The 13,665-nt window shown below is 70.6% G+C and carries 11 protein-coding genes, 1 tRNA gene and 2 pseudogenes; 10 read left to right on the top strand and 4 right to left on the bottom strand.

Annotated elements, in window-relative coordinates; all coding sequences use genetic code 11:
- Positions 1-100 precede the first annotated feature (100 nt).
- Entirely contained in the window at positions 101-697 is a 597-nt protein-coding gene (locus ACFVX4_RS04060) for a histidine phosphatase family protein (protein ID WP_389971663.1), read from the bottom strand.
- A 244-nt stretch (positions 698-941) separates the two neighbouring features.
- On the opposite strand from ACFVX4_RS04060, the gene ACFVX4_RS04065 reads away from it, so the two are divergent.
- From ACFVX4_RS04065 to ACFVX4_RS04080, 4 genes are read left to right on the top strand one after another with little or no spacing between them, the layout of a single operon-like run.
- On the top strand, positions 942-1,934 hold the full coding sequence (locus tag ACFVX4_RS04065; protein ID WP_389971665.1) for a phosphatase PAP2 family protein: 993 nt from the start codon (positions 942-944) through the stop codon (positions 1,932-1,934).
- Complete coding sequence (locus ACFVX4_RS04070) at positions 1,819-3,006, top strand: hypothetical protein (RefSeq protein ID WP_389971667.1); 1,188 nt, start codon at positions 1,819-1,821, stop codon at positions 3,004-3,006. Before ACFVX4_RS04065 ends, ACFVX4_RS04070 begins: the two co-directional genes overlap by 116 nt.
- The gene (locus tag ACFVX4_RS04075; RefSeq protein WP_389971669.1) at positions 2,997-4,604 is read left to right on the top strand and encodes a hypothetical protein; all 1,608 of its coding nucleotides are present in this window, start codon (positions 2,997-2,999) and stop codon (positions 4,602-4,604) included. The genes ACFVX4_RS04070 and ACFVX4_RS04075 overlap by 10 nt, the downstream gene beginning before the upstream one ends.
- Positions 4,601-5,935 carry an AAA domain-containing protein gene (locus ACFVX4_RS04080; RefSeq protein WP_389971671.1) on the top strand — a complete coding sequence of 445 codons (1,335 nt, stop codon included), beginning with the start codon at positions 4,601-4,603 and terminating at the stop codon, positions 5,933-5,935. The genes ACFVX4_RS04075 and ACFVX4_RS04080 overlap by 4 nt, the downstream gene beginning before the upstream one ends.
- Positions 5,936-5,956: 21 nt before the next feature.
- On the opposite strand, the pseudogene ACFVX4_RS04085 reads toward ACFVX4_RS04080, so the two are convergent.
- A pseudogene (locus tag ACFVX4_RS04085) lies at positions 5,957-6,274 on the bottom strand (Scr1 family TA system antitoxin-like transcriptional regulator); the annotation flags it as partial.
- 405 nt (positions 6,275-6,679) lie between these two features.
- Between ACFVX4_RS04085 and ACFVX4_RS04090 the strand changes: the two are divergent.
- From ACFVX4_RS04090 to ACFVX4_RS04100, 3 genes and pseudogenes are all read left to right on the top strand, one after another.
- The gene (locus ACFVX4_RS04090) at positions 6,680-7,699 is read left to right on the top strand and encodes a DMT family transporter (RefSeq protein WP_389971673.1); all 1,020 of its coding nucleotides are present in this window, start codon (positions 6,680-6,682) and stop codon (positions 7,697-7,699) included.
- Between the two features lie 212 nt (positions 7,700-7,911).
- A complete protein-coding gene (locus tag ACFVX4_RS04095) occupies positions 7,912-8,349 on the top strand; it encodes a hypothetical protein (protein WP_389971675.1) in 438 nt (145 codons plus the stop codon).
- Positions 8,350-8,509: 160 nt separating this feature from the next.
- Positions 8,510-9,235 (top strand): annotated as a pseudogene (locus ACFVX4_RS04100) (IS701 family transposase); the annotation flags it as partial.
- Positions 9,236-9,334: 99 nt separating this feature from the next.
- Here ACFVX4_RS04100 and ACFVX4_RS04105 read toward each other — a convergent pair.
- Positions 9,335-10,561, bottom strand: a complete 1,227-nt coding sequence (locus ACFVX4_RS04105; RefSeq protein ID WP_389971677.1) for a recombinase family protein — start codon at positions 10,559-10,561, stop codon at positions 9,335-9,337.
- Between the two features lie 165 nt (positions 10,562-10,726).
- On the opposite strand from ACFVX4_RS04105, the gene ACFVX4_RS04110 reads away from it, so the two are divergent.
- The 3 genes from ACFVX4_RS04110 (at position 10,727) to ACFVX4_RS04120 (ending at position 12,084) form a co-directional block, all read left to right on the top strand.
- Positions 10,727-11,068, top strand: a complete 342-nt coding sequence (locus ACFVX4_RS04110; protein ID WP_389971679.1) for a hypothetical protein — start codon at positions 10,727-10,729, stop codon at positions 11,066-11,068.
- A gap of 244 nt (positions 11,069-11,312) precedes the next feature.
- Positions 11,313-12,020, top strand: coding sequence for a hypothetical protein (locus ACFVX4_RS04115; protein WP_385324084.1), 708 nt, complete (start codon positions 11,313-11,315; stop codon positions 12,018-12,020).
- Positions 12,011-12,084 (top strand) — tRNA-Lys (locus ACFVX4_RS04120). The genes ACFVX4_RS04115 and ACFVX4_RS04120 overlap by 10 nt, the downstream gene beginning before the upstream one ends.
- A 71-nt stretch (positions 12,085-12,155) precedes the next feature.
- On the opposite strand, the gene ACFVX4_RS04125 is transcribed toward ACFVX4_RS04120, so the two are convergent.
- Positions 12,156-13,370 carry a M6 family metalloprotease domain-containing protein gene (locus ACFVX4_RS04125; RefSeq protein WP_389971682.1) on the bottom strand — a complete coding sequence of 405 codons (1,215 nt, stop codon included), beginning with the start codon at positions 13,368-13,370 and terminating at the stop codon, positions 12,156-12,158.
- Positions 13,371-13,665 lie beyond the last annotated feature (295 nt).

The raw sequence follows: 13,665 nt of genomic DNA on the forward strand, positions 1-13,665 counted from the left end.
TGTTCTGGAGGAGGTGAGGGGGGGGGAGGGATCCCTCAATTCCTGCGTTGGCGGGAGCCTTTTGGGGGTCCCCTCGGGTGGGATCCCCCCCGACAGGCTCTCAGCGGTCCAGGTGGCCCGTGTCGTTCCAGCGTTCGATCGCGGGGGCCCCGTACGCCCACCCGAGCACCGACAGTGACGTCGGATCGAGCCGGATCCGCGCCGCGAACGACACGTCCTCGCCGAGCCACCGCGCGCCCAGCGCCCGCAGGATGTGACCGTGGGCGAAGACCAGCACATCGCGGTCGGCCGAACGGGCCCACGCCACGATCTCGTCGGCGCGGGCGGACAGCTCGGCCAGGGTCTCCCCCTCCGGCACCCCGTCGCGCCAGATGAACCAGTCCGGACGGATCGCCTTGATCTCGGCCGGGGTCAGCCCCTCGTACGCCCCGTAGTCCCACTCCATGAGCGCGTCCCACGGCTCGGCCCGGTCCGCGAATCCCGCGAGGTCGCAGGTCTCCCTGGCCCGCAGCAACGGGCTGGTGCGCACTTCCAGGCCCGGCAGGTCCGCCCACGGCCCGTGCCGCAGCCGCTCGCCGAGGAGCTTCGCGCCCGCACGGCCGGTGTCGAGCAGCGGGATGTCCGTCCTGCCGGTGTGATTGCCCTTGACGGACCATTCCGTCTGGCCGTGCCGGGCGAGCAGGATACGCGGTGCCATGACGGCTCTCCCTGAACTGAGATCTGAGACCGGCGATCGAGACGATATGGATCATCCGGTTTTCCCATCATCGCGCACCTGATCGCGAAGCAACCTCCCGGGCCGGACCGACGTCCCACTCTGCGCAGAGAAATCTGCGCGCGCACGGGGCTCCGAAAGGACCCCGGGGGAATCGCGACCGAGCCGCACCGTACGGTTGAACGCCCGCCGTCGGTCGCATGAACACATGATGGAGAGCTTCCGGATGCAGCATGCCAGCACCGCGCCCGTGCCGCGCCCGCGGCCCCGTTGGTGGACCGAGCTGCCGCTGCTGGCCCTGGTGTACGCGGCCTATTCGGCGGGCCGGCTGGTGGCGCGCGGCGACGTGTCCACCGCCGTCGACCACGGACTGAGCCTCCTGCGCCTGGAGAAGGCGCTCCACATCAACGCCGAGCACCCCCTCAACCGGCTGCTCACCGCGCACCCCTCGATAGGCATACCCTCCGACTTCGCGTACGCGTCCCTGCACTATCTCGTCACCCCGGCCGTCCTGATCTGGCTCTTCCGCCGCCGCCAGGAGGTCTACCGCAGGGCCCGCACCTGGCTGATGACCTCCACCCTGCTCGGCCTGATCGGCTTCACGCTGATGCCGACCTGCCCGCCCCGGCTGCTGGAGGCCCGGCACGGCTTCGTCGACACGATGGCGCAGTACAGCTCCTACGGCTGGTGGGGCACGGAGGCCAGCGCCCCGCGCGGCATGGGCGGAATGACCAATCAGTACGCGGCGATGCCGAGCCTGCACGTCGGCTGGGCGCTCTGGTGCGGAATCCTGCTGTGGCGCCACAGCAAGAACCCGTACGTCCGGGCCGCGGGTGTCGCCTACCCCCTGATCACCACGTTCGTGGTGATGGGCACGGCCAACCACTACCTCCTCGACGCGGTCGCGGGCGCCGCCGTGATGGGCGTCGGAGCCCTGCTGGCCCGGCCCGTGATGCGTCTCGCGGACCGGATCAGGGACCGGGTCGGAGCCCGCTTCCCGCGGGTCGCCCCGGTCGCGAAGTCCCCGATTGTCAGTGCCGGATGCAAGACTTCCGCGGGTGAGCGAATCCCTGGCCAGCGGACCACCTCCGCAGACTCCACCGATGCCGCGGCATCGGCCGACGCAGACGCCTCGGCCGGTCGCGCACCCCGGGCCGACACCGGCGCCCCCGCAGGAGCGGGAGCGGCGGGGGACGACACTCCGGCAGCGGCTCGCTGAGCTGCGGGGACCGGCCGTCCCGCCACGTCCGCTGGACGCCCGCGCGCTGGCCGCCCTCGCCGCCAATCCGGGCTGCCGGCGCCGCGCCCTGCTGGACGGCGCCGGAGTGGACAAGGCCGCACTGGCCACGGCGCTCGGTTCACCGGCCCCCTTCGGCCAGTCGCAGTTCGCCTTCATCCGGGGCAACGCCTTCGAGGCCAAGGTCAAGGCCGACGGGGGCACGGAGCTGATGCGGCTGCTGCACGAGCGCCTCGGCGGCGGTGGCGGGGCGCCGCACGAGGTCGCGGTGCCCGATCTGACCGCGGCCGGGCCCGAGGGCCGCGCCGCGCGTACGGCGCTGGCGCTGCGGGAGGCGACCGAGGCGGGCGGCTGGGCGCTGCTGGACCACCCGATGCTGGCCCTGGAGGTGGCGGGCTCCCCCGCCTATCTGGAGCCGGACGCGGTGGCGGTGCACCCCGACGGCACCTGGACGGTCGTCGAGATCAAGTCCTTCCCCATGGTCGACGGCTCGGCCGACGCGGCGAAGGTCGGCGCGGCGGCCCGGCAGTCCGCCGTGTATGTGCTGGCGCTGGAGCGGATCGCGGAGCTGACCGAGGGCGCCGAGGTCGGCCACCGGGTGCTGCTGGTCTGCCCGAAGGACTTCTCCAACCTGCCCACCGCCTCGGTCGTCGACGTACGCAAGCAGCGCGCGGTCACCCGCCGCCAGCTGACCAGGCTGACCCGGATCGAGGACATCGCGGCGGCCCTGCCCGAGGGCACCACCTTCGACCCGGAGTGCCCCCGGCAGCAGCTCGACGCCGCGGTCGAGTCGGTCGGCGCGGCGTACGCCCCGGAGTGCCTGGCCGCCTGCGAGCTGGCCTTCCACTGCCGGGCGAAGGCGCGCGAGGCCGGTGCCGTGGAGGCGCTGGGGCGGAGTGTGCGCGGTGAGCTCGGCGGGCTGACCACGGTGGGCGAGGTGCTGGCCGCCGCCGCGGGCAAGGAGGGCGACCCGGCGGATCCGACGGTCGCGGCCCTGCGGCGCGCGGCGGCCCTGCGCGCCGAGGCGCTGGAGGGCGGTCCGGCATGTCGCTGATCAGCACCCTGGCCCGGCTGGAGGCCGTGGAGAGCGGCCGGGCCCGGCCGATGGCGACGGTCCTGCACCGCCATCTCACCGACCGGCCCCTCGTCCTGGTTCCGCTGACCACGGCCGGTGAGGCGGGCGCCCCGCTGGGTGCGCTCGTCGGGACCGACCGGGATGCGCCCCGGCTGCTGACGGTCTCGCAGCCGCGCGACCGGGACCTGCGGTTCGCGTTCCTCGCCGAGCTGGCCGAGGCGGTGCTGCCGCACATCGAGGCGTACGAGGACGTCGTCGAGCCGGCCGAGCGCAACGAGACCGATCCGGAGACCGGGAAGAAGGTCAAGGTCGAGGTCGAGCTGTGTGCGGACGCGCCGCAGCTGATCGTGCCGAGCCGGGCGGGCATCGAGTTCGTGCGGCTGCTGGGCCGCTCCATGCGGTTCCGGCGCACCGCCGAGGACGATCCCGACGCCCCGTACCCCGCGCCCGCCCGGGTCCCGCTGCTGGGCCGCTGGCTGACGCACTACGGGGAGCGGGCCAGGGTGCCCGGCTCCTCGCTGCTGCTCGCCGCGACCGATCTGCTGAACCGGCACTGGGCGACCGGGCAGAGCAGCCTGGAGGATCAGCACCTGGGTGCGCTGCTGGCCTGGATCGACACCCCGGCGGGCGAGTCGGGCGCCTCGGCGGCGCTCCGTGCCGAGCTGGCGCGGGACGGCGAGGGACAGCTGCTGTGCCCGCCGGCCGGTCCGGCCACGGACCCGGCGTTCGACAACCGGCTGCTGGCGCCCGCCATCGAGAAGTACGACCGGGCGCGCACCTCGCTCGCGGCGGCCGAGGACGGTCTGGCGGCCGATGCCCGGCTCGCCGAACTGACCGCCGCCGAGCGGGAGATCAGGGCGCGGCTGGCCGGGGTGACACGGCCGACGTGGGACGCGGTGTGGCGGGGGCTCGACCTGCTGAGGGAGCTCCCCGAGGGGGCCAGGGCCGAGGACCGCTGGACCAGGGACCGCTGGTCGTTCACCGGTCACCGGGACCGGGTGCGCTCGGGTGAGCCGCCGCAGCCGCGCCGGGACGACGCGGTGACGGCGGCGCAGAAGCTGGCCTCTCGGGAGACGGCCCAGGCCCAGCTGGAGGCCCAGGAGGCGCTGGACGATCCGCTGGTGCTGGCCGGGCGGCGGCTGGCCGGCGAGGCCTTCCTCGCCGAGGTGACGGAGGTGGTGATGGCGTACAGCGAGTCCAAGCGCCCGTCGCCGCGCCCGCTGGTCACGGTCCGCACGGACGAGCACCCGCATCTCGGCGAGCGCACCAAGGTGTACCGCTCGCTGGAGGGCAGGCCGCAGACCGCCGAGTTCGTGGGGTACGCCGAGCCGGAAGGCGGGGGCGCGCCCCCGCTGGTGCTGCGGATCCTCGACCGGATGGGCCGGAGCAAGGAGCCGGCCCCGGGTTCGGTGCCCGAGCAGGGTGACCGGATCGCCTGGACGCTCTTCGAGCACGATCAGCGCGGCGGCCCGAAGCTGCCGGACCCGGAGCAGACGCCCTGGACGCACGGCGGCCCGCCGGGTGCGGCCGGGCATGCCGAGAGCCCCGACCCCGTGACCGCGGAGGACCTCCTGTGACGACCGTATTCGACCCGGGCGCCCAGGCCGCGCGGGCGACCGACGCGATCCTCGCCGACACCCTGGGCGGTACGTCGCGCGGCATCGTGGTGGACTCCCCGCCGGGCGCCGGCAAGTCGACGCTCGTGGTGCGCGCCGCACTCGAACTCGCTTCGGCCGGCCATCCGCTGATGGTGGTCGCGCAGACGAACGCCCAGGTCGACGACCTGGTGGTGCGGCTGGCCGAGAAGGATCCGGGGCTGCCGGTCGGCCGGCTGCACAGCAATGACACCGACCCGTACGACAAGGTCCTGGACGGGCTGGCCAACGTACGGAAGTCGGCGAAGGCGTCCGATCTCGCCGGGCTCGACGTCGTCATCTCGACGGCCGCCAAGTGGGCGCATGTCAAGAACGTCGAGCCGTGGGGCCACGCGATCGTCGACGAGGCGTACCAGATGCGTTCGGACGCGCTGCTGGCCGTCGCGGGGCTCTTCGAGCGGGCGCTGTTCGTCGGCGATCCGGGCCAGTTGGACCCGTTCTCGATCGTCGGCGCGGACCAGTGGGCGGGGCTTTCGTACGACCCTTCCGCGAGTGCGGTCTCCACGCTGCTCGCGCACAATCCCCATCTGCCGCAGCACCGGCTGCCGGTCTCGTGGCGGCTGCCCGCGTCCGCGGCACCGCTGGTCTCGGACGCGTTCTACCCGTACACCCCGTTCCGCAGCGGTACGGACCACGGCGACCGGCGGCTGTCGTTCGGCGTCGCGTCCGACGGCTCGGCCCCGGACCAGGTGCTGGACGAGGCCGCGGAGTCCGGCTGGGGCCTGCTCGAACTCCCGGCCAGGCACACCCCGCGCACCGACCCGGAGGCGGTGCGCGCGGTGGCCCTGGTCGTCCGCCGGCTGCTGGACCGGGGCGGCGCGGCGACCAGCGAGCGCTCCCCGGACCCGGTGCCGGTGACGGCGGACCGGGTCGCGGTCGGTACCGCCCATCGCGACCAGGCCGCGGCGGTCCGGGCGGCGCTCGCGGAGCTGGGGGTGACGGGCGTCGCGGTGGACACGGCGAACCGGCTCCAGGGCCGCGAGTTCGATGTGACGGTGGTCCTGCACCCGCTGTCCGGCCGGCCCGACGCCACGGCCTTCCATCTGGAGACGGGCCGGCTCTGCGTGCTGGCCTCGCGCCACCGGCACGCCTGCATCGTGGTGTGCCGGGCGGGCGTCGCCGAGCTGCTGGACGAGCACCCGTCGACGGAGCCGGTGCAGCTGGGCGTCACGGTGAAGTTCCCGGACGGCTGGGACGCAATGTTTACCACATACCTTCACCTCCTGGAGCACCGTGTGTCCTGGCGGCCGTGAGCTGCAATGACGCGCAGGCAGTCAGTCCAGGGACGCCAGCGCACCCGCTATGAGAGAACGTGCAGCCGCTCCCCGCACGGCTCCCTGTGACAGCCGTTCAAAGGCCCGGGTGTACAGCTCGACCTGGCTGGGCTGCGTGAGGGTGGCAGTAGCGTCCAGGGTGTCCGCGTGCACCCTGGTGTCGTCGAAGATCGTGAAGGTGGGCATGGGCCACACGGCTCGTTGAGCTGAGAACGGGATGAGCCCCACGGCTACGTTCTGGAGATCCATGACCCCGAGCAGGTGACCAAGCTGTGCCGCCATGGTCTCCGCGCTGCACAGTCGGTACCGCAACATAGCAACGGTAGTAGGCGAGTTCGCCGCTGCTACGGTTCCGTCGGATCAGCAGCTGCCGACTCCCGGGCCGGGGGTCGGCAGGGTCGATGACGGCCCAGTGGTAATAGCGGTGGCCCTTCGCTCCGGCCGACAGCTTCTGCCAGCCGCGTTTGGATACTTTTCTGGCCAGGGTGTCGGCGCGGAACTTCCCTGCTGCGGCGGCGACTTCGTGTGGGCTAGCCGCCGCGAGAACGTAGCCTGTCGGCGTCCGCATACTGCCAGTAGGTTGGGGACATGCAGCTGTTTCTGACTCCTCCGCCGCCCGCCGTCTAGACGGGCACCGTCTCCCAGCCGCCCCGGGCATGCCAGAGCGGCTGCGTTGAGTGCCCACGACGACATCGTGATGGCAATCAAGCGAGGAGATCTTCGTTGCATTCCTCTTTTTCCCTGCCTTTCCGGCAGGGTGTCCTCTATGTCGCAATTGCGGCCACCGCGTGGGGCACCGGCGGTGCTGTTGCGGCCGAGTTGTACGGCGTCGACAGTATCGGCCCCGTCTCCGTATCTTTCTGGCGGTTCCTGACGGGGCTCGGGCTGCTTCTGACGGCTCACCTGGTCCGGCGGGCCCGTCGTCCTCACACGGCCCTTTCGCTGCACGCGACGTTCTTGGCGAACAAGCGCAGGTCCCTGATCACCGGCTTCGGTCTGGCGGTGTATCAGACCGCCTACTTCGCTGCAGTCCAGCAGGCTGGGCTGTCGGTGGCCACCGTGGTGACCCTCGGGTCGGGCCCGGTGCTGGTCACCGTGGGGGCACGGCTTCTGCTGGGCGAGCGCGCCGGCGCGGCCGGGACAGCCGCCGTGGCGAGCGGTGTTGTTGGCCTGGTGCTGTTGATGGGTGGCGCCGACGGAAGCACGGGCCCGGGCCCTCTACTGGGGATCGGCTATGCGCTGCTCTCCGCCGCCGGGTACGCGGGTGTGACGCTGCTGGGACGCGCGTCCGGCCGCAAGAATTCCGGCGGCGCGTTCGAGTCGACGGTGACGGGCTTCGCGGTGGGCACGGTCTGCTTGCTGCCGCTGGCGTTGCTGGAAGGTCTCCTGCCCGACATGGAGCAGGCGGTGTGGACGGTGGCGCTGATCGGCTACCTGGGTGCGATTCCGACGGCGCTGGCGTACACGCTGTTCTTCGCCGGGCTCAGCGTCGTCCGGGCTTCAACGGCCTCTGTGGTCACCCTGGTCGAGCCTCTCACCGCCGCGGTCATTGGCATCGCAGTCTTCGGTGAGCGGCTGAACGCGCTCGTTGGCACCGGCACGGCGCTGCTGATGGGCGCCGTGCTCTTCCTCGTGATTGGCGAGGGGCCGACCCGGGCGCTGGCTCGCAAGACGCCTGAAGCAGAGGCGGGCTGCGGCCGCGGCGATGCCCCGTCACATCCGGCCAGGAAGACCCGGGACTGAGACGACGTCACGCCCATAGGGCGGACGGTGGGCCATTCGGCCTGCCGCCCGCCCTGCTGTCTTCCTGCTGGTCACTGGCGAGAAATAGGACTACGTCCGCAAGCCTTCTTCAACACTCCGGCCGCAGATCGTGATCTTGATGGCTTACGGCTGGGTTCCCTGGGCTCGTGCGGGGGCTGTCCCGAGGTAGTCTGAGCAGACACCATGCACGGGTGAGCATCGTCATCAAGTACTTCGTCGCCCCTTACGACACCTCGGCGGCAAGCATCGTGGGTAGCGGGCCGGACGGAGTCTTCGGCTCAATGAGCTGCGGTAACTTCGATGCCTCCGAGGCGCTGATCGAGTGGGAGAGCGTGCTCACCGGGCAAAGCTTCGAGGCGCTCGTCGCATCCGACGAGCCGCATACGATTGCTGACCCGGGAGAAGAGGGCGGCCCGCTTCTGTTCGTCATCTCGGCTGCGCTTCAAGGGGCGCTGGCCGGTGCTTCGGCGGATCGCCTTGCCGGGGTCGGCGAGCTGTGGATCCAGGAACGGGCCACCGAGGGCGAGGCGTTCGACCCGGAGATGGTGGGGGAACTCCTGAGCGATCTGGCGGACCTGGCCCGCTCCGCCGAGGTGCGGGGGCATGGCTTGCACTGCTGGATGGCCTAGCATCCCGGCCGTCGCCGCGCGGTCCCGCCATGCGAACCGGGGACGAGATGGTTGCGGCCACCGGTGATCCTCGTGGTTTGTGAAGACAACGAACGATCAAGCGGTGGCCGCAGGTCACAGCGTAGACCCGGCCCGATGGCAGGACGCATTCGAGGGCCTGATGCACCGGATCGCGGGTCGTTTCGCGCGCGTGGAACCCCGGCGGCGAGTTAAGCGGTTGGTGCTCGGACTCCTATCGGACCTCCCGCGCAAGAACTGCTGGACGATCGCCGAGTGGGTCGGGGAGTCCACTCCGGACGCCATGCACCACCTGCTCAGTCGGGCCAAATGGGATGCCGACGCGGTCCGTGACGATGTGCGGCGCTATGTGGTGGAACATCTGCACGACGAGCGGGCGGTACTGGTGGTCGACGAGACCGGCGACGTGAAGAAGGGCACTGGCACCGTCGGCGTCCAGCGTCAGTACACCGGCACGGCCGGCAGGATCGAGAATGCCCAGGTTGCCGTCTACCTGGTCCACGCCGGTCGGCGCGGGCACGCCGCGGTGGACCGGGAATTGTACGTCCCACGTTCCTGGACCTCCGATCCCGACCGCTGTCGTGCCGCCGGGCTCGACGAAGACACCACTTTCGCCACCAAGCCGGAACTGGCCGCGCGCATGGTCGCCCGGTTCCTGGCCGCCGACCACCCTGCTGCGTGGGTGGCGGGCGACGAGGTCTACGGCGGCAACCCGAAACTGCGCGCCGCACTGGAGGAATGCGGTTCCGGCTACGCTCTCGCGGTGGCTTGCTCACACGAAGTCGCCACCACAGCAGGGAAGTTCCGCGCCGACACCCTGGCCAGAAAAGTACCCAAACGCGGCTGGCAGAAGCTGTCGGCCGGAGCCGTTACCTAACTCCACTGGCCTTGGCTGGTCCAGGACCCTTCAAGGTCCTGCGATAGGCAGAGTGAAATGAGAGGGGCCCGACCGAGGGGCCCCTACTCACTACTTACTACGTTCTATGAGTGCCGTAACGGCAGCAGCCGAGGAGGCTTGGGCGATGGCCTGGGAAAGGTTCTCCATCGCCGCCTCCAGCTTCTTGATCTGAGCCCTGTTGTCCTTGCCGGGGACGTACGAGCGCTCAGTCATGTACTGGTCTCCCAGTTCGGAGAGGAACGACTCCTCTACGGCCTGGTAGATCTCTTCCTGTGGCCACGACGTGGAGAACCGGCACGCCTCACCGTTGGACCAAGAGGCGCAGCGGAAATACCGGTGCTTCTTGGTCTCGCCTGTCCGCAGGGTCACCAGGGAGCTGTTCTCGTACATCTTCATGCCGCACGGGCAGTACAGGACTCCCGTCATGGGGGACGCGTTCGACTTGATCCCCGCCCTGTACTTCCCCAAGTCGGCGACTGCGATCTGTAGCTTGTCGAACTCCTCGTCCGTCAGGATCGGATCAGCCCATCGGACGGGCAGTCCGTCTCTGAGCAGCGGCTCACCCTTGTGCATGGCCACGCCCTTGAGCGTGGGCTTCTTCAACATCTTGCCGAGAGTGGACGTGCTCCACTTGGTCCCCTTGATGTGCGTCTTGACGCCCACCTTGTTCTCTTCGGCGTTGATGCTCCGCTGGTAGTCCTGGGAGGTCAGGACACCGCGCGGGCAGTCGCACTGCGGCGTCTCGCTGCCCTGCTCGACGCAATCCGCGATATGCCGGGGGCGAGCGTTCCAAGCAGTGCAGAGCTGGCTCATGGACCATCCCTGCTCCGCGATACGTTCGTACGCTTCCCGGATGAGGGGGCCGGTCACCGGGTCGATCACGAGCTTGAACCGCTGCTTGCCGTGGTAATCCACGACGACAGGCCGATAGCCGAAGGGCCACGTGCCGCCGCCCCACAGGCTTGCGTCCCGGTAATACTGCGTCTGGTTGCGACGCTTCTTCACGATGGCTTCGCGGTACTCCTGCGCCTGGGTCGCCTTGATGTAGGCGATCATCCGGCCCGTGGGCGTGTGGATGTCCAGGCTCGGGTCATCGATACAGACGATCTCCTTGCCGCCCTTGCGGCAGCGCTCCGCGAACCTGTCCCAGTGGTGCTGATCCCGAGTGATCCGGTCCAGCGACGTCACCATGATCGCGTCCCACTCGTGCCAGAGCAGGTCTTTCATCCATCGTCCCAGCTTCGGCCGGTCGTCCAGGTTGACCGCGCCGGAGACAACACACGTCCTCGACTTCACCGGCGGAGGCGAACCACTCAGTACTGGCGCATCTGGCGGAGCACCGGGTGCGGTGGGCGGGGTGACGGCGGCGAGGGCCCGGGTCCTCGCCGTACGCCAGGCCCTCTTGCGGGACGTTGGACAATGGAAGGTGGCCATCGGCCCGATCCAAGGAGGCAACACCACATGGCACAACCCGAGCGGAACGGGCAGCAGCGGCTGCGCCCCGCGCCCCTGCTCTTCGAGCCGTCGGCGGCGGTCGCCGATCCTGAGCATTTCTTCGACCTGGAGTCGATGGACGATCCGAAGGAGTTGCTGTCCCGCGCCACCGAGCTGACCCTGGCGTTCCGTGCCGCGGCCGACCGCGCGGTCGAGTTCCAGGCCATCGCCGCCGCCCAGCTCGCCGATCCGCGCCGGTTCGACCGGCTCACGACCGCGGACATCGCGCAGCGCGCGCAGTGGACCGAGGACTATGCCAAGAAGATGGTGGAGTTCGGCCGGAGCCTGCTGGGCGGTTCCACGCCCTGAGGCCGTACCGGCCCGGCCGTCGCAGGTGGCCGGAGCACGGCCATCGGACCGGTGACGCCCCTCCGCGGGGCAGGTGACGGGCCCCGGCCGGCACCCCGAGCAGGCTGCCCGTCCCGCCCGGTCCCGACTCCGGGTAGCACCACTGGCATATGCCCGAGCGCAAGATACTCCTCCCCACCCCGGCCTGTCCCGGTTTCCGGCAACTCTTGGAATCCACTCGATCACTCCAGGTAGATATGTCGGCATGACCGCATGGCTGCCAGACAACTCGACCCTGCACCACGGCGACGCCCTCCACCACGGCGCCGATGTCTTCGCCGTTCTGCGGAATCAGGGCGCGAACCAGACGGCGCACGTCACGGCGGCCGGTGCCGCCTGGCTCGCCGGCGCCGCCGCGTATCCGCGCAGCACGCTGGCCCAGTGGGAGGCCCACCCCTCCTCGCCCGGGGTGCTGCCGTGCGGCTCGGCCTTCGACGTGGTGAACGTGCCCACCCTCTTCGGGCGCCGGATGCTGGAACACCTGTGGTCCGACGGCCCCGGCTCCGGTCCGGTGGCCACGCACCGCGGCCGGATGCTGCTGTTCGCCTCGCCCGGCACCGCCCAGCGGCTCCCCTCGCTGCTCGACTGGGAGGAGTGGGGCGGCGGGCCCGAACCGCGGGCCGCCATGGGCCCGAGAGGGCGGGACGGCGGCGACGGCAAGGTCCCGCCGCTGCTCTGCCACGGCACCGGGGACGCGGTGACCGTACCGCCCCTGACCTGCACCTCCACCACCCCCGGCCCCCGCTGGCTGGTCGCCCCCGACACCCGCAGCCCCTGGCTGCCGGGCCCCGATGTACTGCTCTGGGCCTGTGTGCGGGTGACCAGGTCGGCGCCCTCGTCGGTGGCCAGGAATTCGATTTTTCCTCCCGCCGATCCGGATGCTAATGTCTACGACGTCAGCAGGCGCCGCTAGCTCAGTTGGTTAGAGCAGCTGACTCTTAATCAGCGGGTCCGGGGTTCGAGTCCCTGGCGGCGCACAGACGGAAGAAGCCCTCTCGCGGAAGCGAGGGGGCTTCTTCGTGTTCGGGGAAGCCCGGAGAACCGCCCCTTACGTTCCGCTGGCGATCCGGACCGTCCAGGCACCCGACGGCGTCCGGTCGGCGACCTCGACCTTCGTGTGCCCGCCGGGGATGCTGTACGTCTCGCCGACCCGCAGCGGGGCGTCCGCGAGCGGCGCGTAGACCGAGCGGTCCCAGCAGGCGTCGGTGCGGGGGTGGGTGTCGATGACCTCGACCGGGCCGCCGCCGGACGGGGTCTTGCTGCGCACCCGGTAGAGCAGGACGCCTTCGGTGCAGGTCGTGCTGTCGTTGCCGGTGGCGCTGCGGGCCTCGATGGCCACGGCGCTGTCCTCGCCGGTCCTGATCACCGCGAGCCGGATGCCGATGGAGGCCCCGGCCTCGGGCACGGCGGCCATCGGCTCCAGGGTGATGTCCCGGCTGCCCTGGACGCAGACCACCTGCCTGCGGTCCAGCCAGCCCAGTTTCCACTTGTGCCAGCCGAAGAAGTCCGGCGCGAGTCCGAACTGGCTGCCCATCACGTCCCAGTCGCCGACATAGGTGTCCCAGTCGCCCTTGCCGTCGGACGGCCGGTGGTAGAGGTCCGGCAGGTCGAAGACGTGCCCGGTCTCGTGGGCCAGCACATTGCGGTCCGGCGGGTGCTGTTCGAAGACGGTGACGACGCGGCGGATGGCCGTGCCGTCGGCGTGCAGCGGCTGGTCGAAGTTGACGACCTTGGTGGCGTCGGAGTCGACGCCCGGGGCCTCCGGGTCGGCAACCAGATAGACGATGTCGTACCGGGAGAAGTCCACCTTCGGATCGGCCGCGGCGACGGCGTCGCGCAGATAGCTGCTGCGCCGGTCGTTGTCCCAGTCGCGCCGTATGCCGTACCGGTCGGACGTCTTGGGCATCCGGATCCACTGCCGCATCGGGTGCGGGCGCAGGGTGAACTTCCCGTACGAGGCGCGCTGGAAGAACCGGGTGGTGGCGGGGAAGTGGTCGGCGGTGAGCTCGCCGGGGGTCATGACAGGGGTGTGGTCCGGGAAGGAAAGGAAGATCATGACCGCGTCGAGGGGATGGTCGGGGCGGGGGTAGGCACCGTTCCAGTCGCTGACGCCGAGCGAGTGGTGCGCCTCGGTCCGGGGCAGGGCGCAGGGGCCCGCCCCACCGGTGGCGGCCACGGCGGGCCCGGCGACGAGGGAGGTGGCAGCCAGCGCCAGAAGAGCGGTCACGGCGGCACCCACAGCGCGCAGGCTCGGCCTCTCCACTCCCCCGGATCTGTGCTGACGCGGCACATCTACCTCCGGGTGCGGGACGCGGTCACCCACCCACCCTGTGATGATTCAGAGCTTTCGTCCTGTTGAGCTGCCCCAGTCGAGTCAGCGGTCGACCGGGCCCCTGACCCTCACAGACAGTCACAATCGATCGCTGAGGCATTGCAGGAGAACATAATTGCTCAGAAGTGATCGGTTACGGGCAAAACGGCGCCGTGCGCGAATGGCCCATGTGGGGCGAACGCGGGGCGTGGAAGGGTCGGGCGCTGGAACGGCCGACGCACCAACC

The sequence above is a fragment of the Streptomyces sp. NPDC058240 genome (assembly GCF_042882135.1).
Classification (GTDB): Bacteria; Actinomycetota; Actinomycetes; order Streptomycetales; family Streptomycetaceae; genus Streptomyces.